The following is a 24283-nucleotide window of genomic DNA, read 5'->3' as shown; positions in this document are numbered from 1 at the left end:
CACGACCCGTCCAGCACGAGCGCCGTTCGTTCCGAGCGCAGTCCGCGCTTGTATCAAGAGTGTGGTACGAGAGGCCCATTGCTGGAAAACGGAGGCTCGTTGTGACGTTGTTTCGAGTGTATCTGGCTTCGTTGCTGGTCCTGGTGGTCGCCTGCGGTGATTCGGATCCCGAGGTGACCCCTGATGCCGGCCAGACCCTGTTGGATGCGGGCGTGAAGACGCCGGATGCAGGCGAAGAGACACCGGACGCGGCCGTCGAGACGCCGGACGCGGGAGTCGAGACGCCGGATGCGGGAGTCGAGACGCCGGACGCGGGCGACGAGACACCGGACGCGGCCGTCGAGCCGCCGGACGCTGGAAACGAGACTCCGGACGCGGGAGTCGAGACACCGGATGCGGGCGAGGCGACGCCTGACGCGGGAGTCGAGACGCCGGACGCTGGAAACGAGACGCCGGACGCTGGAAACGAGACGCCGGACGCGGGAGCCGAGACGCCGGACGCGGGAGCCGAGACGCCGGACGCGGGCGAGCAGCCCGAGGTGAGCGTCATCGAAAACTGGGGCTTCGAAGAATGGCCCGCTGCGCTTCCGGAGAAGTGGTTCGGGAGCACGTCGAACATCTCCACCGACGGGGTGCAGAAGGTGACGACGAATGCCTTCGAAGGCGTGAACGCGGTTCGCCTGGCCAACGCTTCGACCGCGCACAAGCGCTTCAGCACCCTGGCGAAGTCGATGCCCGCCGGCCGCTACTCCTGCACCTACCAGGTGCGGGGCACCGGTGACGTTCGAAACGCCTTCTTCGACGACGACTACTCCACCTACTCGGCCTACACCACGGTCGACACCGCGGCGTGGAAGAAGCTGGCGTACAACTTCAACCTCGCCGCCGACGTCTTCGACACCTTCGAGCTCATCTTCAGCGTCCGGAATACCAGCGGCGAGCATCTGCTCATCGACGACGTGCGCTGCGTGCGGGCCGCCGAGCCGTGTGATCAGGTCAGTTGCGAGGCCTGGGAGCGTTGCGTGAATGCCACCGCCGCCTGCGAGCCGCTCTCCGGTCGTTGCAACGACGCCGCGGACTGCAGCGAGTGGCAGGCCTGCGACGAGACCAACACCTGTGTTGTCGCCGAGGGGCGCTGCACCCGTCACGCGGATTGCGCGGGGACCCCGGAGACGCCGGTCTGCGAATCCGCCACGCATCTGTGCGTTGAGGGCGACCCCTGCGCTGGCGTCACCTGCAGCAACCCGGCAACCACCTGCAACCCCACGAGCGGCGTGTGCGAGCTGGCCGAAGGGGCCTGCTTCACCACCTACGACTGCCTCGGTGCGCTTCCTGCCTGCGACCCGGCAACCCGGCGCTGCGTTTCCGCCGCGCACTCCTCGAACATCATCCGCAACGGTGGCTTCGAAGCCTGGGACACGTACTACATCCCGTACTACGGGGACTATTACATCCCCGACTACTGGTACGGCATCGACAACGGCGTCTCCGACCCGGGCACTGAGATCAAGCCCTCGCGCCTCGTGCACTACACGAACGCGGTGCACGGCGGCTCGACGGCGCTGCAGTTCGTTGTCCCCATCCAGGTGGCCGAGCGCTTCTCTTCCGAGAAGTTCGACGTCCCGAGCGGCAACTATTCCTGTTCGTATCGGGTGCGAGGCCACGGCAACATTCGCCATCGCAGCTATTCGAGCGGCGGCTGGAGCCCGCAGACCGACTTCCTCGCCGTCGACAGCGACGAGTGGCAGCCGGTGTTCTTCCGCTTCACCGGCAACGTGCACGACTGGCGCCTGTTCTTCTATCCGAGCCGCAGCGAGGCCGCACGCGATCACCTCCTGCTCGACGACGTCGTCTGCACGAAGGACTGATACACCTTGGTCATTTCCCTCGGGGCCCCGGCGGTTCCCCGAGGGAAATCTCCCTCGGGCAGCCGGGCGCAGCGCATGTCGTGCTAGCAAGCCGGGCCATGAACAAGGTTCTGGCAGTGCTCTGCATCCTGGTGGGCGTAGGTGGATGCTCGAAAAACAGCGTGGGCTTCTCCATCGACAACCCCACGGCCGCGCCCCTTCACGTCGCCATCGATGGGACTGCCTACGACATCCCGCCTCACGACGCGAAGGAGCTCTCCTTGCGCGCGGGGCTGCACACGATGGAGTCCGCCACGACAGGCAAGCTCCAGTTCCTGGTGTATGCCGGTGCTCGCGGCGGGCTCATCAACCCGACCTTCAGTCCGTACGTCGTCGTCAATGAGGTCTACGCCACCAATGCCACCACGGCGCGAGGCTTCCGTCCCGGCGAGCAGGCCGTCAACATCGACGGCGTCGAGTTCAAGGGCCCCTTCGTGCTCAGCGACGAGCTGTTCATCGACAAGACCTGGAGCTACGGCGTCCACGAGGACTTCCCCCACGAGCTCAGGGTAGGCCGGGACTCGAAGGGCAACATCCAGGGCAAGGTGTTCGCCAAGGATGACTTCATCCGCTACGTCGAATCCGGCGAGGGCAAACCCGACCTCTCCGCCAGGAACCGGAAGGACGCGCCGCCCGCGCAGCGTCACTTCCCCCAGGCGCCTCCGCTGCCGACCTTTGCCGATGCGGAGCTGGAGGCGAAGACGGCCCCCTTGAAGGACATCTACCGGCGCTATCAGCGTGCGAGCACCTCGGACGAGCAGGTCGCACTGCAGAAGTCCTACGGCCCCGCGGTCAGTGAGCTGGTGGGCGTCTACGCGGCCAAGGCCAGCAAGGCGAGCCGGGAGGAGAACGAGAAGTACAACACGCTCATCCTGCAGGTGGGCAACGCCTTCGGCCAGTCGGCGCGGGTGGTGGAATAGGGACCGGGATGAGGCGCGGGAGCCCGTCGCGCATGGGGCTTTCACCCGGGCGCGGCCTCCCCTGAAACGCGGGCGTACGAACACGCCCGCCGAGGAGTTCAGGAATGAGGGAAGTCCTGTTGCGGGGGGAGGGCTGGAGGCGAGGGGGCGAGGAGGGCCGCTGACGGGCCCCCCAGGCTGTATCCCAGGCGGGAACTGCAGGTTGGCGACGACGCAACTCCGCGGGTGATAAGACGCGAAGAGGTTGGAGCTTTGCTCCGGCAACGGAGGCGCGTGAGCGTGACCACCTGGCAAGACCGGCTGGAACAGCAGGGCATCGCCAACACTGGCGCTCCTCCAGCGCGACTGCCGGTCGAAGCGGACATCGCCAAGACGGAAGCGCGGCTGAAGGTCCGGTTCCCGGAGAGCTATCGCAGTTTCTGCACCGAGGTAGGCCCGGGACGCTTCGGCGACCTGCTCGAGCTGTGGGTCCCATGGCATGCCAAGGGCTTCTTCGATTCTCCTCGCGACATTCGCGCTCGGCTCACCACCTTGGTGGACGCCAGTGGCGGAACCCGCCAGTCGCTGGAAGAGAAGGCCATCCACATCGGGTACGTGGTCCTGGGTGCCCCGCCGATTCCCCGCGTCATCAGCAATCGCAGCGCGGAGCTGTTCTTCCTGCCGTCGGAAGTGACAGACGGAGACGAGTGCGCGCTCTATGCGCTGGATCACCGAGCCCCTTCGGGGGCCCCCCCGAGGTTGGTGAAGCTGGCACGCACGTTCACCGCCCTCATCCTGGAAGGTTTTGCTGGAAAGCGGCTGGCCCGATTGCCATTCGTATCAGCGCCCGGTCAGGACCAGTTCGCCCCGGAGTTCCACCCGCGCGAGCTCCCCGCGCCGTGAACTGATCCGCCGGCTCCTAGGGCGTGCGCCAGGACCCGGGTTCATGGGAGACACGGGGCGTTGCCAGCGCGAGCGACGGAATCAGCGGGTACTCCTCGGCGATGGAGAGCCGCGCGGCCCGGGCGAGCCGCAGGAGCGCGAGGCCCTCGATGAACATGCACCCGTCAATCGCCCACACCTCCTCCGGAATCCTTCCCTTCTGGAGGCCGGTCTCGTACCAGGCCCGGTGCGCATCAATCAGCGTGAGGAAGGCTGCATGGAACGCCTCACCATCCCCCGTGAGCAGGGCGCGGCATACCTCGAGGCGTTCGCTCGGTGGGCCCTCGGCGACCGCCGCTTCGAACTTCGCCAGGCAACTCCCGACCTCTGCATCGGTGGCGCCGAGGAAGAAGCGCTGCATGAGCAACCGCACATAGAGGAAGTCCTCGAGGTGCTCCTGGCCGGGTCGGGCCTCTCTTGGGGAGTGCCGCGCGATGCTCCGCGCTCCGGCCTCGTCACCGCATGCGATCGCATCGAAGAACGGGTCCGCGCGGCTGGTGAGCGTGTCTCCATCCGGGGCGTGCGCTACAAAGTAGGCGTGTGCCGCTCCGCTCCGCTGCAGGTCGCGATGGAGGCTCTCCGCGCGACCGGTCAGGAAGAAGGCCGCGCACCCGCGTGCCCGGTAGTAGCGGCACACCCGCTCGAAGGCCCACCCTACGACTGGCGTGGTGCCCACCAGTCGCGGCACGAGGCGGCTGAGGTCCACGTCCGCATTCGACAAGATGACAGGGAGGAATCGCGAACGCATGGCGGACCTGGCTCAGGGCTGCTGGTGGATCTCCCGTAGGAAGAGGTTGTCGAAGCCCCGCCCCTGGATGTCACGGATGATGCGCTCGCTGATGAAGTAGCTCATGCGTTGCTCCGGAATGCGAAACATGTCCGGCGCGCCCTCCAGGCGCTTGCTGTCGAAGACGAGCTCGTCGATGCCCACAATCTGCGTCGGATCCGAGGACGCGTACTGGATGCGGCTCGCCTTCCGGTCGAGGCAGTCGATGAGCCGGAGCGGATTGACAATCCAGTAGTCCTTGCTGTGAAGGCGCCGCCGCTGGTTGTAGATGGACACCGGCCGGAGCTCGACGGAGGTCATGTCGTGGCTCCGCAGCCGCTCCACGAAAGCGGCATGGACGATCAGATATCCGATGGAGTTGCCCAGCAGGGTGGTGAGCTTCAGCCCCGGGTTGTAGGGGTCCAGGTAGATGCGGGCATCCGCCGGGTAGATGTCATCGGTGGGGTCTCCCTCCGCGAGCCGGAAGCCGAAGCCATCGAGCCCCTCGGGCTCCCGGTCGATGAAGACGAGCGACTTGTCCTGCTCGTCCCCCAGCGTGTCGACCTCGAAGTACTGCATCCGGTCACCTCCCACCCAGCCCCCCGAACCGCAACTCGTCCAGTGACTTCCCCTTCATGAAGGGGCCGGCCTTGGCGATCGCCTTGTAGATCGTCTCCGAGATGCGCTCGACCTGCTCCTTCGCGAGCGCGTCGGGGGGGGACGGGTGCGCCTCGCTGAGCTTCTGCTTGACCAGTCGCTTGTACTGATTGATCACCGGCCGGAGCATGAATCGCACCCTTCGGGAGTAGTCGGGATGGTCGGCGACCTGTCGGCCCTGGAGCGGCTCGTGTTCCTCCGCCTCGTCACCCAGGAGATGGCGGGGAAGCCCCAGCGAGGCGGCCACGGCCCGGTCCATGGGGAGGATGATGAGGTTGTGCTTGTCGTTGAGGTTGTACCCCGCCTTCAACAGCCCCTGGATGATCATGACCGTGATGCGGGGATCCTCCTTGCCAGCCTCGACGAGCTCGTCGTGGAGCACGGACCTCGGGATGACGTGGTGAGCGTTGTGCCAGTACGGGCGCGTCCAGCTCTCCGTGAAGTTGCGGTGCAGCGTGACATCCCATTGTCCCGGACGAGGCCGCTTCTTGTAGGGGAAGTTGTTGCGCAGGGCGTAGTTGTTCGAAGGCGCTACTGCCTTCGGCCCCCGATACGCGGCGGTGACGAACACGTCGCTCGGACCCGGCGCCTGGTCGACGCAGAGGCTCTTGTAGGCGGGGAAGTTGTAGAGCTTGCCATCAGCGAGCGCGTGCTCTCTTGCGTGCCAGCGATAGGAGCACTGGTGGCCGACCTCGTACTTGGTGTTCCAGGACCAGAGGCAACCCTTGCCGCCCTCGCCACCTTTCGGTTGATGGAGCGCCTTGAAGTCGTCCTTCTTGACGTGATTGCCCGCCATGGTGCCTTCCTCAGCCCAGTGTTCTCTGCCGCGCGGCACCCGGTGTGTCGGGATGACCGAGCCGGATTGCCGCCACTCGTCCTGTCTCCGCGAGCGACATGACGATGCTCTCATTCGTGCGCGCATATCCCCGAGCGAAGGCGCGCGCCGCGAGGCATACGCCGACACCGCCACTGGCGGCGCCGACATCCCCCAGAGAGGTCGCGGGAAGTATCAGCCGGGCATCCGACAGCCCGGGCCCCAGCCGCGCGAGCGCGCCGCCCAGCTCCCGGGCCCGCCACTCCTCGCCATTGAGGTCCGCGACGACGTCCCCTCGGAAGGGGCTTGTTGGAGACATGGAGGCGAGCGTGTCCGCGAGCACGATTCCATCACGCCGGGCACTCCTCGCATCTCGAGGGCTGCCAGTGTCCGCCAGAGCAATGCCCTGCACCCAGGCGTCGACGTGCCCACGACGCGCTTCGACCGCGCGCGGCGCCTCGAGGAGCAGCGCGATGCCCGCCTCTCCGGGCATCAGCCCCACGGGGTTGCCGCCGTGCTTGAGGCGATGTCGGCTCGCCAGCCAGTCGAGCGTGTCGGGCTCCAGGTAGGAGTCGACCGCGACGATGAGGCAGCGCTCGGCACGATCGCCCTCGATGATGCGTGCCGCCTGCTCCAGTGCGGTCGCGACGCCGACGTGCCCGGCAGGGAATGAATGAACACGCTCCAGAGGGATGGACAGGCCGGTCAGCTCCAGCAGCGTGCCCGCGTAGTCCTCCTTCAAGAACGCGGAGTCGACGGGTTCGTCGAGGAGCGGAAACCGCGCGGGCTCCAGGGTGGGGGTGACCACCATCAGCTCGCACGTGCGCCAGAACCCGGCCTGCTCCGGCTCGGGGAGCTGGCCATAGGTGAGCAGGTCCCGGATCGCGCGCTCGGCCATTCGCATCCAGAGTCCCAGGAAGAGGAACCCCTCGGTCACGCCCCGCACGGGATGCCCCATGACCGGGACCATCTCCCCACTTTCGAGGTCGAGGACGTCAGTGCCGATGACCGGAGCGGGGCGGACAATTCCGGCACGAAGCGCCGCGCAAGCGGTAACGACATCGTGCCCGATGGAGGAGAGCATGCCCATGCTGGTGAGTGCCAAAGCCACAGCGGCTCCCCTTCGCTCGAACCTGCTGATATCACACGGGAGCGCAAGCCGACAGACCAGCGCGACCCGGCATGGAGGCGCGAGAACCATGTCTCACGGCGAATCCCCGCTCGACCTGCTCAAGCGGATTCGAGCACGAAGCGGCGCCTCCCTGGCGGAGTGCTCACAGGCATTGAAGGAGGCCCACGGCGACCCCCGCCTCGCACTGAACCGGCTGGCGGCGAAGGGACACACCGGTGGGAGGTCGCGCTACGACGAGACGGCACCCCTCGGGTCCTACGGATTCGATTCCTACGCGCAACGCGTCGTCGACACCTGCGTCCAGGTGCTCGAGGAGTTCCTGCGGCCGGACGACAAACCGATCAGCGCCGTGGTGCTCCACGCGCAGCTGGGCATCCCCGTGTCCCTGGTCCTGGTCCATGGCGAGCGGGGCCTCGCCGGGAATGCCAGGGTGAGTGTCGACGTGGCCCCCGACCCTGGACCCATTCCCCTGACCGCGGGAGATCCGGATCCGCTCCTGGAGACCTTCCGCTACCGCTTCGGATTCCAGGAGACGCGGCCCGACGTCGGGCTCTTCGATGAAGAACCGGCGCTTTATTGGGAGGTGTCATCCCTGCCGGACTCGCTGTATTGCCTCGAGATGATTCGCGCCGCGGCCTTCCTTGCGCGCCGGCTCGCGGCGGACGGCTATCGGGTCGCGCCTGGCTGCGTGGCCGGGTACGCACGGCAGGATCTGCTGCTGAGTGACGAGCAGGACCAACTCGCCCTCGTCCAGCGCCAGCTCAAGTCGCTCCTGGCTGACCCCGAAGCGCTGCGCGCCTTCGCTGGACTCTGCTACGTGTCGGCCGAAGGTCAGCGGAAACTGGTGGAGCTCGCAGCGGGGACGTGACCGCCTCCACTGGCTCGCTGCGTGGTGGGCGTCTCGAAGCGCCAGATGAAGGCCACGCAGGTGCAAGCGCGCCCGCTTCCCAGGGGGAAGCGGGCGCCGGTGCGTCACGGAGGAGCACAGCCGCGTGCAAGCGGTTGCGTCCCGCCTCGCGCGTCAGTTCCCCCGGGCGGAAGCGCCCATCAGCGCGCGGGCCTGCGTGACCAGCCGGACGAACTCGTTCCGGTCGGCGTCACCGGCGGCGGCGCCCTCGGCGAGCTTCTGCGCGGTGGCGAGGCTCCAGTTCTCGGCGGCCGGGTTGCCGCGGAGGATGTCCGCGGCGGACGCCACGGCCACGGCGAAGCGGAAGTCCGGCGACGCAGCCTCCAGCGACGGGCGCAGCAGGGCGCGCTGGAAGGGGAAGGCCTGCTCGGAGGCCTCGGTGCCGTTGGGCGCCTTGGCGCGCACGCGCACGGTGGCCAGCGACTCCTTCGTGTCACCGGTCAGCTCCACCTCGTACACGGCGGTGACGTTGTGGCCGGCGCCAATCTCACCCGCGTCCACCTTGTCGTTGCGGAAGTCGTTGTCCGCAACGTCGCGGTTCTCATACCCGAGCAGGCGGTAGCGGCGCACGGCCACCGGGTTGAACTCCACCTGGAGCTTCACGTCCTTGGCGATGACCTCGAGCGTGCCGGTGAGCTGCGTCTCGAAGACCTTCTTCGCCTCCTTGTAGCTGTCCACGTAGAAGCAGTTGCCGTTGCCCTTGTCCGCGAGCTTCTCCATCAGGTCATCGCGGTAGTTGCCCATGCCGAAGCCCACGGTGGTGAGGGTGACGCCCTCGGCCACGTACTTGTGGATGCTCTCCAGCATGGACTGCGCGCCCAGGTTGGGGCCGATGTTGGTGTCACCGTCGGTGAGGACGACGACGCGGGACACCACGTTGCCGGAGGCCTTCTTCACCGCGTGCTTGTAGGCCAGCTCCATGCCCGAGCCCATCGCCGTGCCGCCGCCGGACTGGAGCGAGTCGAGCGCGTCGGTGATGCGCTTCACGTCCGTGGCCGGCGTGGGCGGCAGCACGTCCCGCGTGGAGCCCGCGTAGGTGACGAGCGCCACCGTGTCGTTCTCGTTGAGGTTCTTGACGGCGATCTTGATGGCTTCCTTCGCGAGCGGCAGCTTGTCCTGCGAGTTCATCGAGCCGCTGGTGTCGATGAGGAACACCAGGTGCGCGGGCTTGCGCTGCGAGCGCGAGATGACCTTGCCCTGCACGCCCACGCGCACGAAGTGGCGCTTGGAGTCGAAGGGGGAGGGCGCGCCCTCCAGGTGGACGGTGAAGGCGCCCGTCTCCGGCGGGGCGTAGCGGTACTTGAAGTAGTTGACGAACTCCTCCACGCGCACCGAGGAGGCGGGCGGCAGGGCGCCCTGGACGAGGTAGCGGCGCGCCACGGTGTACGACGCGGTGTCCACGTCCGCCGCGAAGGTGGACAGCGGGTCCTTCACGGTGTCGATGAAGAGGTTGGGCTTCCACGCCTCGAAGCTGTTGCCGGACTGGGCGGAGGCGGTGTCCGCCGCGTCCATGCCGTCCTTCGGGGCCTTCCGGTCCGCGAACGGCTGGGAGGACATCTCCTTCTTCGCGGGGGCATCGCGGCGCGCCACCGTCGAGGAGGGAGGAGGAGGCGCGACCAGGGGCTCGGGCATGACAGCCCCCGCCGGTCCGAGCGTCCCACCCGCGACGGCACCGGTCGCTACCGGACTCTGGGCCGCGGTCCGGGCCTTCTCCTTCGGGGCGGGCGTCTTGGGGGCGGCGAACTCGGTAGCGAAGGCATCGTCCTCGGCCTCCGCGCCCTTGCCGGACGACTCCGTCTGGGCCACCTGGCGGTCCGGCGTGGCCTGGACCTGCGCGGGGGGACGGTAGGCGGTGTCCACCTCGGCGCTGGATTCGGGGGCCCGTGCGCTCAGGCAGCCGGGCAGCGTGCAGGTGACGAGAAGGGCACTTCCCCACACGGACAGGCGGCGCTTCAGCGAGGTCGGCGTCATGCGGTCTCCAAGGGACGACAAGTAGGTCGCCGGCTCGAAACGCATGACCTGGGGAATGGGTCTATTCCCGTGAATTTTTCCCCGACCCGGGGGCCTGGGAGGGAGCGCCGTCCTTGTCTGGCTCCGTCGCGTTTGGCAGGGTGCCGGCCCATGCAGACCGCCAGGCCATTTCGCATCCTCGGAGTTCAGCAGATCGCCATCGGTGGGGCCGACAAGGGCCCCCTGCGCAAGCTCTGGGTGGACCTGTTGGGGTTGACGCCCCACGGCACCTACCGCAGCGAGCGGGAGAACGTGGACGAGGACATCGTCGTCGCGGGCGCGGGTCCCTTCAAGGTGGAGGTGGACCTGATGCAGCCCATCAACCCCGAGGGCAAGCCCCGGGTCCACGAGACGCCGCTGAACCATGTGGGCCTGTGGGTGGACGACCTGCCCGGAGCGGTGAAGTGGCTGGAGGGGCAGGGGCTGCGCTTCGCCCCCGGAGGCATCCGCAAGGGCGCCGCCGGCTTCGACATCTGCTTCGTGCACCCGAAGGGCAATGACCAGTTCCCCTTCAGCGGCGAGGGCGTGCTGATCGAGCTGGTGCAGGCGCCGCCCGAGGTCATCGCCGCGTTCGACCAACTGTCCGCTGGCGGGCACTGAGCCAGCCCTTCAGGACGAGGGGGCCCGCCGGGTCACGCGGTCACCAAGGCCGCGGAGCGCGGGCCGCACCACGCGCTCCACGCGGTCCGTCACGACGCAGAGCAGGTACGTCAGCAGGATGAGCGCGGCGAGCAGCAGCCAGTACTGGGGCCAGTCGCTGCGGTCTCCCCAGAAGCGCTGGAACGAGAAGACGCCAAAGGTCCGGTAGAACAGCAGCATCTCGTGGAAGAAGTACGCGGACAGCGACGAGGTGCCGAACACCTCGACGAAGCGCCGCAGCCGTGACGGCTGGCTGCCCGCGGGAACCCGGGCCTCCAGCCACATCAACCCGAGCAGCACGGTGCACACCCACGCGAAGCGCACCGCCGAGTTCGACGGGTTCGCGACGAAGAACCGGTGCGGCGGGTACAGGCTGTAGAGGAAGTCCCCGGCCATCATCCCCGCGAAGCCCAGCACGGCCAGCCCCACCAGCGCCTTCGCGAGCCCCGCCCGGCCCCACGCCCCGGCCATCGTCCCCGAGAACGCACCGAGCCACGCGAAGCCCAGCCAGGGCAGCAGCGGGAAGGGCGCGAAGGAGGACTTGTTCGTCAGCGTGGCCCAGGGCCCCGTCACCAGTTCTCCGAACGGCGACACGGCGAACGTGGCCATGGCCAGCAGAAAGGCCACCGCACTCAGCAATCGGGGCCGCGAGGCCAGCAGCGCGGCCACCGGCATCACGATGAGCAGGCACACGCCCACGCACTGGAGGATGTCCATGCGGAAGATCCACACGGGCTCCTTCAGCAGCGGGAACCACGCCCAGTTGACCAGCGTGGCCACGGCGAGCACCTCGCCGATGCGGCGGAGGTTGCGGCGCACGCGCTCGCGCAGGACGCCTCCGGCCGCGCTGCGCACCATCAGCAGCGCCGTCGCGAAGCCCGCGGAGAAGATGAACGCGGGCGCCACCAGCCCGTCGATCTTGAGCAGGCGTCCCACCCAGACGGTCTTGCGCAATTCCGGAGTGAGCAGGGCCAGCGCGTGGGTCTGGATCATGAACAGCACAGCGATGCCGCGCAGCCAGTCGATGGCGCGCACGCGGTCCTGGGAGACGGGGGCAGGGCGGGCGTCATTCGACTTCAAGGTGCACCGCAACCTTTTCGTGCTGGGGGTGTTCCTGTGTCCATATGCTTCGACGACTCATATTGGGGGCGGCAGTCTGCCTGTCAGGGGAAGTGCTGGCAAAGCCTCCAGGGCCGGGCGGCTTCTGCGCCACCTATCCCTCCGCGCCCGCCTGCATCGGCCAGCAGCCGGCGTGCACCCTCTGCCATACCGCGCCGCCCCAGCGGAACCCCTACGGCGCCTCGCTGGAGCCCCACCTGGCGCCCGGCGCGGCGCGCCCGCTCTCCGACGGCGACTTCTCCCTGGCGCTGCCCTCGGCGCTCCGGGCCGTGGAGGCGGAAGACGCCGACGGGGACGGCGTGTCCAACCTGGAGGAGGTCCAGCGGGGCACCCTGCCGGCGGACCCGTCCAGCCGGCCGGTGGACACGGGCGGCTGCGGGCCGGGGCAGAACCCCCAGTACGACGTGTGCCGCTACGACGCGCGCTTTGCATACCGGCGCGTGCTGCTCGACTTCTGCGGGCTGTCGCCCACGTACGCGCAGCTCAAGGCCTTCGCCGCGCTGAGTGCCGGAGGCCAGCAGGCGCTCCTCGACTCCGAGCTGGACCGCTGCACCACCACCGAGTTCTGGCGCGGGAAGAACGGGCAGTTGTGGAAGCTCGCGCACCCGAAGATCCGCCCGGTGGGCTCGCTCAAGGAGGGTGAGGACCGCGGCGCGATTCCCCTCGCGGACTACTACGACGACTACGCGCTCTACGCGTACGCGCAGCTCGACGACCACGACGCGCGCGAGGTGATGACGGCGAGGTACTTCGTGCGCCGGCAGACGCAGCCCACGCGCTACACGCGGGTGGAGTCGCTCCCGTCGCAGTCCGTCGAGTCCTCGCGCCGCGCGGGCAATCTCACCTCCGCGTGGAGCCTCATCTCCTTCGTCATGTTCACCGCGCTGCCGCGCAACGCCGCCGCGCAGAGCTACCGCGCGTACCTGGGGCTCGACATCGCGAAGCAGGAGGGACTCCACAGCATCCCCGGGGAGCCCCGGGACTACGACGCCAAGGGCGTGCAGGCCCCGGCCTGCGCCGCCTGCCACGCGACGTTGGACCCACTGAGCTACCCGTTCCGGAACTACAACGGCATCGCCGGTGCGGCCTCGGCGCGCTACGTGCCGAACCGCCTCGAGCTGTTCTTCAGCGACGTCTCGCCGACGATTTCGCAGACGCCCGAGGCCGGCTACCTCTTCGGCCGGCCGGTGCGCGACCTGCTCGAATGGGCGGAGGTGGGCGCGGACAGTGACGCCTTCGCCATCTCCGCCGTCACCGACTACTGGAAGCTGCTCGTTGGCCATGCGCCCTCGGCCGAGGAGAACGCCGAGTTCGTCGCCACCTGGCGGCGCTTCAGGGACACGCACGGCTACAGCGTGCAGCGCATGCTCCATGACGTGATTCGCACGGAGGCCTACGGTGCGCCCTGAATCCCTTCGTGTGTGGCTGCTCTCCACCGTATGCGCTCTCGCCGCCTGCTCGGAGCAGCCCATTGCCCGGGTGGTGGATGCCGGCTCGCCCGTCGACGGACAGGCGGACGGAGGCGCGTCCTCGGCCCTGGCGCGCTCGTCGCGCAACAACCTGCGCTTCAAAGGGCCCGAGCGACTGACGCTCGACTTCGCGGCGGCGCTCGCGCTGCCCCCGGATGCGGTCTGCCAGGAGCTGGGGCAGTACCCCTGCGCCACCGTCCACGGCGTCACGCTGGGCGGTGTCGAGCCGTACAACAGCGGCCTCTACGAGCCGCTGCCGGCCACCGGAGTCACCACGCCCATCGCCGTGGACCGCGTAGCGCTGTCGGCCTGTGCGCGGCGCGTGGGCCTGGACGTCGGCACACCGTCGAGCGCTGTCATCTTCACGGGCGTCACCCTGGACGCGCAGGGACGGCTGGCGAGCCGGGACGGTGCGCCGGTGAGGAACGCCATCACCGCGCTCTATCAGCGGGGACTGCTGCGCGACCCCACGGAGGCCGAGGTGGAGGCGCTCATCCAGCTCGCCACCCGCGTTGAGGCCACGGGCAGTCCCACTCCGGGCCGGGACTGGATGACCGCGGCCTGCTTCGCCGTCCTCTCCTCCGCCGAGTCCGTCTTCTTCTGAGGGAACACACCATGTCACTCCGCAAGGATGGCCGGCTCTCGCGCCGGGAACTCATGAAGGCGCTGTCGATGTGCGCCGCGGGCTCGGCGGTGCTGGGCCCTCTGCTGACGGGCTGCCGGGACGCGCTCGACACCCCCGAGGTCCTCGAGCAGCGCGGAGGCGTGCGTCAGTCCAGGCTGGACGGCAAGCCGCGCTTCCTCATCGTCGTGGGGGCGGCCGGAGGGGCCTCCATCATCGACAGCCTGCTCGCGGTGCGCGCCTCGGAGGCGGGGGCGCAGGCCTCGCGTCTCAACACCTTCCCGGACGCGCAGGTGCAGGGCGTGGCCGGCTCTCCATTCCGTGCCGTCAAGGTGAGCAGTCCCAAGCTGGGCAGCATCAACGTGCCGGTGAACACGGACCAGCTCCCCTTCGTGCGCAAGCACCGGGACTCGATGCTGGTGGCCACGTCGGTGGGCACGTCGGTGAACCACGTCATCGCGCAGAAGCGGAGCCTCACCGGTAACGCGGCCTGGCGCGGCCGGACGCTGCAGGAGTGCGTGGCCCTCCAGTACGGCGCGGGCTTCCCCATCCCCAACGTCAACATGGGCGTGGGCGGCTACGCCGAGCGTGGGACGGACGACTCGCTGCCCAACCACTGCTTCGGGGAGGTGGTGACCAATCCGTCGCTCTGGCCCCTGGGGCTCGACGGGAGCAAGGGGCTGAAGGACGTGCCCTCGCGGGACGTGGTGGCCCTGGCCCGGCAGACGCGGGACGCGCTGGATGCGAAGTCCATCTTCGGGCAGACCTTCGCGGACGCGGCGGCCCTGAAGCGGTGGAACGAGCAGCGCGGCGTGGGACAGCCGGCGCTGGAGGTGCAGGACCTCATCAACCGCCTCAACGTGCTGCCGAACCTGCCGCCGCGGATTCCGCTCTCCGAGTACGGCCTGTCGAGCTCACCCGATGGCGCGCGGCTGCGCGCGGTGTTCCCGGACTACTTCACGGACCCGGTGGAGGGGCAGGCGGCGCTGGCGTTCCTGCTGCTGAAGTACCGGGTGTCGGTGACGGTAACGCTGGGCCCCACGTTCAACGTGGCTGTGGGCGGGGAGAACGGCATCGCCAACCCGCCGCTCGCCTTCGACTTCAGCCACAACGATCACCGCACGGGCCAGGCCTTCATGTGGGCCCGCGTCCTGGGCGTGGTGGACAGGCTCATCGACCTGCTCGAGGCGGAGCCCTTCGACACGACGACGGGGGAGAGCTTGTGGGACCGCACGCTCATCTACGTGGCCACCGACTTCGGGCGCACGCGCCCCCGCACCGCCGATGCAACGGAGTTCGGCACCGGGCATGACCTGAACAACGGCTTCCTGATGCTGTCGCCGATGCTCCGGGGCAACACCGTGCTGGGCGGGGTGGACCCGCTCAGCACGTTGACCTACGGCTTCGACGCTCGCACCGGCGTCGCGCAGCCGGGCAAGGTGACGTCGAACGAGCCCGACATCTTCTCGGGCGTTCTCACAACCTTGGGCGTTGATACCTCGGGGAGCGGTTTGCCCGACGCGAGCGCCTTCGTGCGCACTTGACGTGTCCCTGGAGCCGCTTCTGGAAGCGCTTCAACTGCTGCTCCGTCCGCACCCGGCCCCGCTGCTCCGGGGCAGTCACCTGGCCGGGCTCCCCGGGAGGGCGCTTCGGTTGGCGATGGAGCACGGGCTTCCGTGCTGGGAGACAGCGGTGCCACCGGTGCCCGAGGAACTCCGCCCGTCTCCGTTCTGACTCCAGCATGCGTGCTCCCTCCGCGTAGCGCTCGAATCGACGCTACGCAGAGGGTAGACGCCCGGTCTGTCATCGTTCTGCCATGATTCCGTCATGCCCTTCAGGGCGATGCCGGCCAGTGAACCCTGGAAGTGCGGACGAACATGTATTTCGAACCGCTCTGTCCGGACCGTTTCATCGTTTAGCCGGCCTTTCTTGTTTCGGACGCAACGAGGAGCGGTCCTCAAAGACCTCCCGAAGTGTTCGTGGCTGGACGGCGCTGCGCCCTGCGGCCTCAGCGCGCGGCGGCGGCGTTGAGGGACGCGATGTCGATGACGAAGCGGTAGCGCACGTCGCTCTTGATCATGCGCTCGTAGGCCTCGTTGATCTTCTGGATGGGGATGATCTCGATGTCGGAGACGATCTGGTGCTGGGCGCAGTAGTCCAGCATCTCCTGCGTCTCGGCGATGCCGCCGATCATGGAGCCGGCCAGCTTCTTGTTTCCGCCGATGAGGGCGAACGCGGCGACGGGGGTCGGCTCGGGCGGGACGCCGACGAGCACCATGGCGCCCTTGGGGCGCAGCATGGACAGGTACTGGTTGTAGTCGTGCGGCGCGGAGATGGTGTCGATGATGAGGTCGAAGTGGCCCTTGAGCTTCTTGAAGGTCCCTTCCTCCTTGGTGACTTCGAACCCCTTCGCGCCCAGCCGGCGGGCATCGGCTTCCTTGGTGCGCGACGTGCTGAGCACCGTCACCTCGGCGCCCATGGACGCGGCGAGCTTCACCGCCATGTGGCCGAGCCCGCCCAGGCCGACGACGCCCACGCGGTCACCCTTCTTGCAGTTCCACTGGCGCAGCGGCGAGTAGGTGGTGATGCCGGCGCACAGCAGCGGCGCGGCGGCGGCGGGGTCGAGGCTCTCGGGGACCTTCAGCGTGAAGCGCTCGGCGACGACAATCTGTGTCGCGTAGCCGCCGTGGGTCGGCGTCTTCCGGTCCATCTGCGTGCCGTTGTAGGTGACGGCGGGGCCCTTCTCGCAGAACTGCTCCAGGTCCTCACGGCAGGGCTGGCAGTCGCGGCACGAGTCCACCAGGCAGCCGACGCCCGCCATGTCGCCCACCTTGAGCTTCTTGACGTGCGCGCCGACCTGACGGACGCGGCCGATGATTTCGTGGCCCGGCACCATGGGGAAGATGGAGCCGCCCCACTCGTCGCGGGCCTGGTGGATGTCGGAGTGGCAGACCCCGGTGTAGAGGATGTCGATGAGCACGTCATGGGGACCGGGCTCGCGCTGCTCGAACGAGTACGGCGCCAGCGGCTTTCCAGCGGCGGCGGCGGCATAGGCATGGGTCTTCAGCATGGGGGACTCCATCAGGGCGTTGGGAACCGGTTCGTGAACGGCCCTGAGATATGCGCCCCGTGAAGGCCATTCGAAACTGGCGTGATTCGCATGGGTCGTTTAGGAATTCTTCACGATGGCCAATACGCCCCTGAATGCCCTGAATGCGTTCCTCGAGGTCGCTCGCCGGCGCAACTTCACCGCGGCCGCCGTGGAGCTCGGAGTCTCCGCGTCGGCGCTGAGTCAGTCCGTTCGTCAGCTGGAGGAGCGTCTGGGCGTCGCCCTGCTCACCAGGACTTCTCGCAGCGTGGCGCTGACGGAAGCGGGGCGGCGGCTGCTGGAGAACGCGGGGCCGGCGGTGGACCAGGCGCTCGAGGCGCTGAAGACGGCCTCGGCCCAGCCGGGGGAAGTCACGGGCAGGGTCCGGCTGTCGGTGCCGTCGCTCGCGGTGCCGTTCATCATCAAGCCGCTGTTGCCCCGGCTGCTGGCGCGGCACCCGAAGATGGAGGTGGAGGTCAACGTCCAGAACCGGTTCGTGGACATCGTGGCGGAGGGGCTCGATGCGGGCATCCGCATGGACGAGTCCATCGAGCGCGACATGGTCCAGGTCCGGCTGTACGGAGCGGCCCGGTTCGTCGTCGTCGCTTCACCCGCGTACCTGGAACGGAGGGGGACGCCGGAGACGCCGAAGGACCTGCTGACGCACGACTGCATCTGCATCCGCTCGGAGACGACGGGAGGGCACTACCAGTGGGAGCTGGAGCGCGGGAAGCAGAGCTGGCGCATCCCGGTGCGCGGGCCGATTGCCACCAATAACGGGGAGCTGATTCGCGACATGGCCGAGGCGGGCATGGGGCTCGCCTACCTGTTCGAGCCGCAGCTGGAGGCCGAGCTGCGGCGAGGCGCTCTGCGCGTGGTCCTCGAGCCCTACGCGGCCCATGTGTCGGGCCTCTTCCTGTACTTCCCCAGCCGGGCCCAGGTGTCCCCCGCGCTCAGGGCCTTCGTGGACGTGGCACGGGAGGACGCGGCACAGCGGCTGTCCGCGGAACGGACGGGCAGTGGCTCGCGTCCGCCGCGAAGGCGGTGAGGGAAGGCCCCTCCCTCGCGTGACGAGGGAGGGGTGAACGGCATCTGCGGGACTACCAGGAGATGCCGTCGAGATACGCCGTGCCGGTCCAGCTCCCGCTGGTGGTGAACTCCACGCCCAACTGGAACAGGGGCGTGGTGCTCGCGGACGGCAGCGTCACCGTCACGGTGTTCCAGGCATTGGCCTGGAGGCTGGAGATGCCAGTCCACTTCCCGGTGTAGCGCCAGCCGCCCGCGGCCCCTTCCAGCGCGAAGGGCTGGATGGCGGTGATGCGGCTGCCCGAGGGAATCCACACGCGGAACGTGACAGTCGCTCCACGAGGGACGGACGCATTCGTGACCACCGCGACGCCGGTACCTGACGTGCCGCTGAAGGGCACCGCGAGCGAGCGCGTTCCCGCATAGGCGCGCGCCGTGGAGGAACTCACCGGCTTGAGCTGACCACCGGAAGCGGCCCACTGCTCGGTGCCAGACTCGAACCCGTAGCCGCGCGTCGTGCCACCACCGGTGCCCGCGTCCGTGCCGCCACCGGTGCCCGCGTCCGTGCCAGCGTCTCCGCGGGTGCCCGCGTCGGTGCCGCCGGTGCCGCCGTCGCGAGTTCCCGCATCCGTACCGCCGTCGGTGCCACCGTCGCCAGTCCCCGCGTCGGTGCCGCCACCCGTTCCGGCATCCGTTCCGCCCGGAGTGCCCGCATCCGTCCCGCTGCCAGGCAGGGGTAGGGTGGTGCCCACGGCAGGCAGTGTCAGGCCGCCAGCCGACAGGAAGCTCCCGGCGCGGCTGCGGACGTACGGCTGTCCATCCGTGGCCTGGTCATTCTGGTACGAGCTCTGCCCGCCGGCGCCCGCGCCGAAGAGCAGGGCGATGACACCCGAGTTGGCGAACTTCCTCCGGTGCAAATCGCCCAGCGTCCCGAAGAAGTACTCCGGCCGGTTGTCGCGGTAGCCCGCGCGCGCCGAGCCGTCGTTGTTGATGTTGCGGTGGTTGGCGTTGCCGAGCGGAATCTGCCACAGCACCCAGCGCTTGCCGCTGGACGCGTTGAACAGCCGCAGCCACTCCGCGTAGCGATTGAAGGAGCGCGAGGAAATCGAGGCGAGGTCGCTCGCGTCCCACCAGACATCCTGGCCGCGCGTGAGCTTGTAGAAGTCCGCGTCGCGGTCGAGCGGGTCGCCCACGAGCACGTCGTAGGTGGCGCCGGTGGTGTTGGGGCCCAGGCCCATCGGCTTGAGGAAGTTGACGACCTTGTCCACCTCGGGCTGGAGCGGGTCCGTCACCGAGCAGCAGGAGATGTCCTTGCCGCTGGCCCACGCGGACACGTGGATGCCGAGGATGACGTTGTTCGCGCCCACGGCCTTGCGCAGCTGGAGGAACGCCAGGCCCCAGCCCGCGACGGTGTTGGGGAGGCTCGCCAATTCGGGCATGCCGGTGGCCGCCACAGCGGCGTACGCGTTGGGATTCGAGTTCGTCTGGAACTGGAGCAGGCCGAACGCGTCCGGCTCGATGAGGACGAGCACGGGCTTGCCGTGCTCCTTCGCGCGCTGCATCAGCAGCTTCACGTCGTTGAAGTAGCTGCGCATGGTGGTGGCGTTCTGCACCTTGGCGAGCGACTCGCCCTCGCCACCGCCGGGCTCGGAGAAGAGTTGATAGAAGACGGGGGCCGCGATGTAGCCCTGGGTGAACGACTCCTGCAGGAAGGTCGCGCCCCAGGCGCCGTCGTACGGGCCCCAGCCCCAGTTATCCACCCAGCCCTTGGTGAAGTACCGGTAGCGCACGTCCCAGGGCACGCCGCTGTCGCGCATCCAGTTCTGCCCGGCCTCCTCGAAGAGTCCGACGAGCAGCCGGTTGGGGAGCCCCGGGGGGACGGGCCCCTTCACGCCGGTCGCTGATTGCGCGAGCGCGGGGGCGGAGGCGAGGGCGAAGAGGGTCATCAGCGCCGTGAGGGCGCGTCGAAGGTTCGTTCTCATGGCACCCTGGATTACAAACGGCGGGCGTATCGCACGCCGCCCGCCGGGGCAGGTGCCGACATTCCAACCGCCTCGCCTGCCCCATGAGCCCGCGGCCGAACACCTGCTCGTGACGACGCAGGGCAGGCGGACATTCACTCGCCCGCGAGGGCGCTCGAGGTCAGTCGGGGAGCCTCTCCGACTGGAGGCCGAGACAGGTGTGCTGAGAAGGACGCTGGCTCAGAGGCCGGGGCACGCGAGGCCCGGCTCGGGGGCGTCGACGTCCTGGTGCTCCAGCAGGCACCGCAGGGCTTCCGGGTCCGCGGTGTCCGTCACGTACGCACGCCGCCACAGCAGCGCGGCCACGCGGTTCGGCAGCAGCGGGTCCTGCGCCACCACCGCGCGGCGGATGCCATTGGAGCCCGTCGCCACCGAGGCCGCCGCGGCCTCGAGCTTCGCCACCTCGTCCGGGCAGCCCTCCGGGCAGTTGTAGAGGAACACCGCGTGCCCGTGCTCCAGGTTGTGGATGTAGAGACAGCGCGAGATGGGCTCCGTGTACACGCCGCATCGGGCCACGCTGCCGCAGTGCAGGCCGGAGCTCGGCGGGTTCTCGGACGCGGTGTCCCCGGAGCCGCACGCGCTGCTGCTGCACGAGCTGAGGTGGCGGTTCTCGGTCTGTGCGGACAGGGGGAAGTCGAACTGCTCGCAGCCCTGGGACGTCGGCTCCGGCTCGGGCTCCGTGGAGTCGCAGGCGGAGAGGGAGATGACGGCGACGAGGGCGGAGAGGAAGAGGCGCGGACGGGGCATCACGCCTCCGTCATATCGCATCAGCCGGGGAAGGCGCCCCGGCGTTCCACGTCGAAGGTGCGCAGCCCGCGAAAGCCCACCGCGTCGGCGAAGCGGATGAAGTCCTCCTGCGACAGGCTGCCTCCCATGGCGCGCGCATGGCCGTGGGCGAACTCCTCGCCCATGGGCGGCAGGTTCAGCCCCTTCAAGAAGGCAATCAGGTCCACGGGGGCCCGGCTGCGCATGGCGAAGTTGACCTGGCCCGGCAGGTAGCCCGCGTTGGCGGCGATGACGATGTGCTCGGGCAGGCGCTGTGCCCAGCGCACGGCGACCAGCGGGTGCACCTGTGCCTCGGAGCTGAACAGCAGCAGCGCCACGTTGCCCGCGAGGCGCGGCGGTGTCTTCGCGCACCGGGCCACCTCGCGCTGCACCTCCAGCCGGCAGTCGTGCAGCACGTCCACGCCGGGCACGCGTCCCTCGGCGATGTCCGCCGCGCTCCCGGCGCGCAGCAGCACCTCCAGCGCCTGCGGTGCGGCGAACCGCGACGAGCGCCGCGCCGCGTTCAGCAGCGCCACCGACTCCGTCACCGCCTTGCGCCCCGCGCGCTTGAGCGCGTCCTTGAGGAACGGCATCGGCGCTGTCGCTCCCAGGGCCGCCACCGTGCCCAACACCGCCAGCCACTCCAGCGGCCCGGGCACCACCAGCGGAGACACCAGCACGTACGTCAGCAGGCTGCTGTTGGCGGTGGGCTCATGCCTGTGCGCGCTCAGCACCTGCGCTCCGGGAGGGAAGGCGTCGGACGCGTGGTGGTCCACCACGAGCGTCGGCAATTCAGGGACGATGGGAGCGCCGCGGCTGCCCATATCGAGCACCACCAGCGCGTCGTGCGAGCCCGCGCGCAGCCGCTCCTGGAAGGCCGGCGAGTGGGCGCGCTCTCCTTTGCCGGGAACCCGTGCCAGTGGGCGGGCGCCGATGGCCTCCAGCGCGCGAAGCGCCAGCACGCCGGAAGTGAGGCCATCCACGTCCGTGTGCGGTGCCACCAGCACGCGCCGCCCGGCCTGCTCGCGCAGGAAGAGGCGGGCGTCCTCCACCGCTTCCAGAGGGGCCGGCCAGAGCGGGTCCTGCGTGTGTCCCAGCAGCATGGAGGGAAGCTGTAACGCGGCGTGGGCGCGAGGGAGGGCGGGGCCGGAGTGCTCGCACGCTGCCCGGCCGGGCCCGCGTGTCATGTCGGGCTGACGCTCGGCGTTGGCGCAACTCGTCGAGAGAACAGTGCACGACGGCTCCCTGACGGAGTCCTACTTTTCGGGGTGTCATCGGACGGCGGTTCTTCTACGGTCCGCCCCCATGACCCGGAAAACTCCCCTGCACCCCCTGCTGCGCACGGTCCTGGCGGCCGTCGCGCTGCCCGCCTTCCTGGGCTGTGCCCAGGACTCGCAAGTGACGCGTGAGACCCCGGCCACCGGCGAGTCCGCGCCTGCGGCCGCTGCTTCCCAGGCTGGCGCCGCCTCCCAGGCTGGCGCCACCGCTCAACCGGCGGCCGCCACGTCCCAGGCCACACCCGACGAGGCGAAGCAGTTCGCCGAGAAGGTCAACGCGGACCTGAAGAAGCTGTGGACGAAGCAGGCCACCGCCGAGTGGATCAAGAACACGTACATCACCGACGACACCGAGCGGAACGCCGCCACCATCAACGAAGAGGTGTTGGCGTACGTCAACGGCGCCATCAAGGGCGCGCGCCGCTTCGAGGGCGTGCAGCTGGACGCGGACTCCGCGCGCATGCTGCACCTGCTCAAGGTGTCCCAGGCGCTGCCCGCGCCGTCGGACGCGCAGAAGCGCGCGGAGCTGGCCGCCATCGCCGCGAAGCTCGAGGGCATGTACGGCAAGGGCAAGTACTGCGGCAAGGACGGCAAGGGGAAGTGCCGCGACCTGGAGGAACTGTCCGAGGTCATCGCCGAGAGCCACAACTACGACGAGCTGCTCGACGCGTGGCAGGGCTGGCACGGCATCTCCCGTCCCATGCGCCCGCTGTTCGAGCGCCTGGTGTCCATCTCCAACGAGGGCGCGCAGGACATCGGCTTCAACGACCTGGGCACGCTCTGGCGCTCGTCGTACGACATGCCGCCCGCCGAGTTCGAGAAGGAGGCCCAGCGCCTGTGGGGCCAGGTGAAGCCCCTCTACGACGAGCTGCACTGCTACGTGCGCGGCCGCCTCGCGAAGCAGTACGGCGAGGGCAAGGTGCCCGCCGGCAAGCCCATCCCCGCGCACCTGCTCGGCAACATGTGGGCGCAGGAGTGGAACAACATCTACCCGCTGGTGGAGCCCTTCCCCGGCCAGGCCAGCCTGGACGTGGACGCCGAGCTGAAGAAGCAGAACTACGACCCCATGCGCATGGTGAAGCTGGGTGAGAAGTTCTTCACCTCCATGGGCCTCAAGGAGCTGCCGCAGACCTTCTTCGAGCGCTCGCAGTTCACCAAGCCGAGGGACCGCGAGGTCGTCTGCCACGCCAGCGCGTGGGACGTGACCTACGAGAACGACCTGCGCATCAAGATGTGCATCAAGCCCACCGAGGAGGACCTCATCACCATCCACCACGAGCTGGGCCACAACTACTACTACACGTACTACTACAAGCTCCCCGTGCTCTATCAGGCCGGCGCCAACGACGGCTTCCACGAGGCCATCGGCGACGCGCTCACGCTGAGCATCACCCCCGCGTACCTGCAACAGATCGGCCTGCTGAAGTCGGTGCCGAAGAACGACAAGAACCTCATCAACCTCCAGCTCAAGGACGCGCTGGAGAAGGTGGCCTTCCTGCCGTTCGGCCTGCTCGTGGACCAGTGGCGCTGGGAGGTGTTCTCCGGCCGCACCCAGCCGGCGGACTACAACAAGGCCTGGTGGGCGCTGCGTGAGAAGTACCAGGGCGTGGCCGCGCCGGTGGCGCGCACCGAGCAGGACTTCGACCCGGGCGCGAAGTACCACGTGCCCGCCAACGTCCCGTACACGCGCTACTTCCTCGCGCGCATCCTCCAGTTCCAGTTCCACAAGGCCATGTGCGAGGCGGCCGGCTACAAGGGCCCGCTGCACGAGTGCTCCGTCTACGGGAACAAGGAGGCCGGCAAGCGGCTCCAGGCCATGTTGGAGCTGGGCGCCAGCAAGCCGTGGCCGGACGCGCTCCAGGCCATGACGGGCACGCGGCAGATGGATGCAACCGCGTTGCTGGACTACTTCAGCCCGCTGCGCACCTGGCTCCAGACGCAGAACAAGGGCCAGAAGTGCGGCTGGTAGCCAAGGGCCTGCAGGCGCAGAACGTCCGCGCGGCCTGAGCCGGGCGTCGTTCGAACGACTTCCTGATGCATCATGGGGGTCCGGCCCGCCGAGGGTCGGACCCTTCGTGTTTCTGGAGCTTCCCAACGTGCCCAATCCGAAGAAGCCTCGCGCCCCGCGCGCCCACCTGCTGCCCCTGCTGGCCATGCTCGGCTGCTCCACGCCACGGCCCGTACCGGATGCGCCCGCCGTGCAGCCGACACCTCCGGCGGCTC

Annotated in this window: 20 protein-coding genes; 10 read left to right on the top strand and 10 right to left on the bottom strand. The window is 68.8% G+C overall.

The genetic code is table 11. From position 1 onward, the window contains the following. Positions 1-101 precede the first annotated feature (101 nt). The 3 genes from G4D86_RS48425 (at position 102) to G4D86_RS48415 (ending at position 3709) form a co-directional block, all read left to right on the top strand. Entirely contained in the window at positions 102-1868 is a 1767-nt protein-coding gene (locus G4D86_RS48425; protein WP_164002344.1) for an invertase recombinase-like protein, read from the top strand. 98 nt (positions 1869-1966) lie between these two features. Then, positions 1967-2827 carry a hypothetical protein gene (locus G4D86_RS48420; RefSeq protein WP_164002343.1) on the top strand — a complete coding sequence of 287 codons (861 nt, stop codon included), beginning with the start codon at positions 1967-1969 and terminating at the stop codon, positions 2825-2827. Positions 2828-3100: 273 nt separating this feature from the next. Next, positions 3101-3709, top strand: a complete 609-nt coding sequence (locus G4D86_RS48415) for an SMI1/KNR4 family protein (protein WP_164002342.1) — start codon at positions 3101-3103, stop codon at positions 3707-3709. Between the two features lie 16 nt (positions 3710-3725). Here the strand turns inward: G4D86_RS48415 and G4D86_RS48410 are convergent, their stop codons facing one another. From G4D86_RS48410 to G4D86_RS48395, 4 genes are read right to left on the bottom strand one after another with little or no spacing between them, the layout of a single operon-like run. After that, entirely contained in the window at positions 3726-4496 is a 771-nt protein-coding gene (locus G4D86_RS48410; protein WP_164002341.1) for an Imm49 family immunity protein, read from the bottom strand. A gap of 12 nt (positions 4497-4508) precedes the next feature. Beyond that, entirely contained in the window at positions 4509-5093 is a 585-nt protein-coding gene (locus G4D86_RS48405) for an imm11 family protein (protein WP_164002340.1), read from the bottom strand. Between the two features lie 4 nt (positions 5094-5097). Then, on the bottom strand, positions 5098-5967 hold the full coding sequence (locus tag G4D86_RS48400; protein WP_164002339.1) for an AHH domain-containing protein: 870 nt from the start codon (positions 5965-5967) through the stop codon (positions 5098-5100). Between the two features lie 10 nt (positions 5968-5977). Beyond that, positions 5978-7069: a hypothetical protein gene (locus tag G4D86_RS48395; RefSeq protein ID WP_164002338.1), complete on the bottom strand. Its 1092-nt coding sequence runs from the start codon at positions 7067-7069 to the stop codon at positions 5978-5980. Here G4D86_RS48395 and G4D86_RS48390 point away from each other — a divergent pair. Further along, positions 7068-7985: a hypothetical protein gene (locus G4D86_RS48390; protein WP_164002337.1), complete on the top strand. Its 918-nt coding sequence runs from the start codon at positions 7068-7070 to the stop codon at positions 7983-7985. The two genes, G4D86_RS48395 and G4D86_RS48390, sit on opposite strands and share 2 nt — an antisense overlap. Positions 7986-8138: 153 nt before the next feature. Here G4D86_RS48390 and G4D86_RS48385 read toward each other — a convergent pair whose 3' ends face one another. Then, positions 8139-9995 (bottom strand): YfbK domain-containing protein, encoded by a 1857-nt coding sequence (locus G4D86_RS48385; RefSeq protein WP_164002336.1) that lies wholly within the window; start codon positions 9993-9995, stop codon positions 8139-8141. 150 nt (positions 9996-10145) lie between these two features. Here G4D86_RS48385 and G4D86_RS48380 point away from each other — a divergent pair, with 150 nt between their 5' ends. Continuing rightward, a complete protein-coding gene (locus G4D86_RS48380; protein ID WP_164002335.1) occupies positions 10146-10634 on the top strand; it encodes a VOC family protein in 489 nt (162 codons plus the stop codon). Between the two features lie 9 nt (positions 10635-10643). On the opposite strand, the gene G4D86_RS48375 is transcribed toward G4D86_RS48380, so the two are convergent. Next, positions 10644-11753, bottom strand: coding sequence for a heparan-alpha-glucosaminide N-acetyltransferase domain-containing protein (locus G4D86_RS48375; protein ID WP_240360906.1), 1110 nt, complete (start codon positions 11751-11753; stop codon positions 10644-10646). A 44-nt stretch (positions 11754-11797) separates the two neighbouring features. On the opposite strand from G4D86_RS48375, the gene G4D86_RS48370 reads away from it, so the two are divergent. Genes G4D86_RS48370 through G4D86_RS48360 form a run of 3 tightly spaced genes read left to right on the top strand, consistent with a single transcriptional unit; the run spans position 11798 to position 15427 of the window. After that, on the top strand, positions 11798-13201 hold the full coding sequence (locus tag G4D86_RS48370; RefSeq protein WP_164002334.1) for a hypothetical protein: 1404 nt from the start codon (positions 11798-11800) through the stop codon (positions 13199-13201). After that, positions 13191-13865, top strand: coding sequence for a hypothetical protein (locus G4D86_RS48365; protein ID WP_164002333.1), 675 nt, complete (start codon positions 13191-13193; stop codon positions 13863-13865). Before G4D86_RS48370 ends, G4D86_RS48365 begins: the two co-directional genes overlap by 11 nt. Positions 13866-13876: 11 nt before the next feature. After that, complete coding sequence (locus G4D86_RS48360) at positions 13877-15427, top strand: hypothetical protein (protein WP_164002332.1); 1551 nt, start codon at positions 13877-13879, stop codon at positions 15425-15427. A 464-nt stretch (positions 15428-15891) separates the two neighbouring features. Here G4D86_RS48360 and G4D86_RS48355 read toward each other — a convergent pair whose 3' ends face one another. Next, a complete protein-coding gene (locus tag G4D86_RS48355) occupies positions 15892-16953 on the bottom strand; it encodes an NAD(P)-dependent alcohol dehydrogenase (protein WP_164002331.1) in 1062 nt (353 codons plus the stop codon). A 115-nt stretch (positions 16954-17068) separates the two neighbouring features. Here G4D86_RS48355 and G4D86_RS48350 point away from each other — a divergent pair, with 115 nt between their 5' ends. After that, positions 17069-18019 carry a LysR family transcriptional regulator gene (locus tag G4D86_RS48350; RefSeq protein ID WP_164002330.1) on the top strand — a complete coding sequence of 317 codons (951 nt, stop codon included), beginning with the start codon at positions 17069-17071 and terminating at the stop codon, positions 18017-18019. A 52-nt stretch (positions 18020-18071) separates the two neighbouring features. Here the strand turns inward: G4D86_RS48350 and G4D86_RS48345 are convergent, their stop codons facing one another. The 3 genes from G4D86_RS48345 to G4D86_RS48335 form a co-directional block, all read right to left on the bottom strand. Beyond that, positions 18072-19979 (bottom strand): hypothetical protein, encoded by a 1908-nt coding sequence (locus G4D86_RS48345; RefSeq protein ID WP_164002329.1) that lies wholly within the window; start codon positions 19977-19979, stop codon positions 18072-18074. A gap of 219 nt (positions 19980-20198) precedes the next feature. Further along, entirely contained in the window at positions 20199-20765 is a 567-nt protein-coding gene (locus G4D86_RS48340; protein WP_240360905.1) for a DUF3105 domain-containing protein, read from the bottom strand. Between the two features lie 20 nt (positions 20766-20785). Next, the gene (locus tag G4D86_RS48335) at positions 20786-21886 is read right to left on the bottom strand and encodes a DHH family phosphoesterase (RefSeq protein ID WP_164002327.1); all 1101 of its coding nucleotides are present in this window, start codon (positions 21884-21886) and stop codon (positions 20786-20788) included. Positions 21887-22088: 202 nt separating this feature from the next. On the opposite strand from G4D86_RS48335, the gene G4D86_RS48330 reads away from it, so the two are divergent. After that, a complete protein-coding gene (locus tag G4D86_RS48330; RefSeq protein ID WP_164002326.1) occupies positions 22089-24029 on the top strand; it encodes a M2 family metallopeptidase in 1941 nt (646 codons plus the stop codon). Positions 24030-24283 lie beyond the last annotated feature (254 nt).

This window comes from Pyxidicoccus caerfyrddinensis (assembly GCF_010894405.1).
GTDB classification, from domain to species: domain Bacteria; phylum Myxococcota; class Myxococcia; order Myxococcales; family Myxococcaceae; genus Myxococcus; species Myxococcus caerfyrddinensis.
Note: the sequence above shows the minus strand (reverse complement) of the source record. Positions and strands in the feature narration are given on the sequence as shown.

Bases quoted from the DNA above. Each gene is read 5' to 3' on its own strand.
- G4D86_RS48420 (WP_164002343.1), top strand. From the start codon at position 1,967: ATGAACAAGGTTCTGGCAGTGCTCTGCATCCTGGTGGGCGTAGGTGGA.
- G4D86_RS48410 (WP_164002341.1), bottom strand. From the start codon at position 4,496: ATGCGTTCGCGATTCCTCCCTGTCATCTTGTCGAATGCGGACGTGGAC.
- G4D86_RS48405 (WP_164002340.1), bottom strand. From the start codon at position 5,093: ATGCAGTACTTCGAGGTCGACACGCTGGGGGACGAGCAGGACAAGTCG.
- G4D86_RS48400 (WP_164002339.1), bottom strand. From the start codon at position 5,967: ATGGCGGGCAATCACGTCAAGAAGGACGACTTCAAGGCGCTCCATCAA.
- G4D86_RS48390 (WP_164002337.1), top strand. From the start codon at position 7,068: ATGCCCATGCTGGTGAGTGCCAAAGCCACAGCGGCTCCCCTTCGCTCG.
- G4D86_RS48395 (WP_164002338.1), bottom strand. From the start codon at position 7,069: ATGCTCTCCTCCATCGGGCACGATGTCGTTACCGCTTGCGCGGCGCTT.
- G4D86_RS48385 (WP_164002336.1), bottom strand. From the start codon at position 9,995: ATGACGCCGACCTCGCTGAAGCGCCGCCTGTCCGTGTGGGGAAGTGCC.
- G4D86_RS48380 (WP_164002335.1), top strand. From the start codon at position 10,146: ATGCAGACCGCCAGGCCATTTCGCATCCTCGGAGTTCAGCAGATCGCC.
- G4D86_RS48370 (WP_164002334.1), top strand. From the start codon at position 11,798: ATGCTTCGACGACTCATATTGGGGGCGGCAGTCTGCCTGTCAGGGGAA.
- G4D86_RS48360 (WP_164002332.1), top strand. From the start codon at position 13,877: ATGTCACTCCGCAAGGATGGCCGGCTCTCGCGCCGGGAACTCATGAAG.
- G4D86_RS48355 (WP_164002331.1), bottom strand. From the start codon at position 16,953: ATGCTGAAGACCCATGCCTATGCCGCCGCCGCCGCTGGAAAGCCGCTG.
- G4D86_RS48350 (WP_164002330.1), top strand. From the start codon at position 17,069: ATGGCCAATACGCCCCTGAATGCCCTGAATGCGTTCCTCGAGGTCGCT.
- G4D86_RS48345 (WP_164002329.1), bottom strand. From the start codon at position 19,979: ATGAGAACGAACCTTCGACGCGCCCTCACGGCGCTGATGACCCTCTTC.
- G4D86_RS48340 (WP_240360905.1), bottom strand. From the start codon at position 20,765: ATGCCCCGTCCGCGCCTCTTCCTCTCCGCCCTCGTCGCCGTCATCTCC.
- G4D86_RS48335 (WP_164002327.1), bottom strand. From the start codon at position 21,886: ATGCTGCTGGGACACACGCAGGACCCGCTCTGGCCGGCCCCTCTGGAA.
- G4D86_RS48330 (WP_164002326.1), top strand. From the start codon at position 22,089: ATGACCCGGAAAACTCCCCTGCACCCCCTGCTGCGCACGGTCCTGGCG.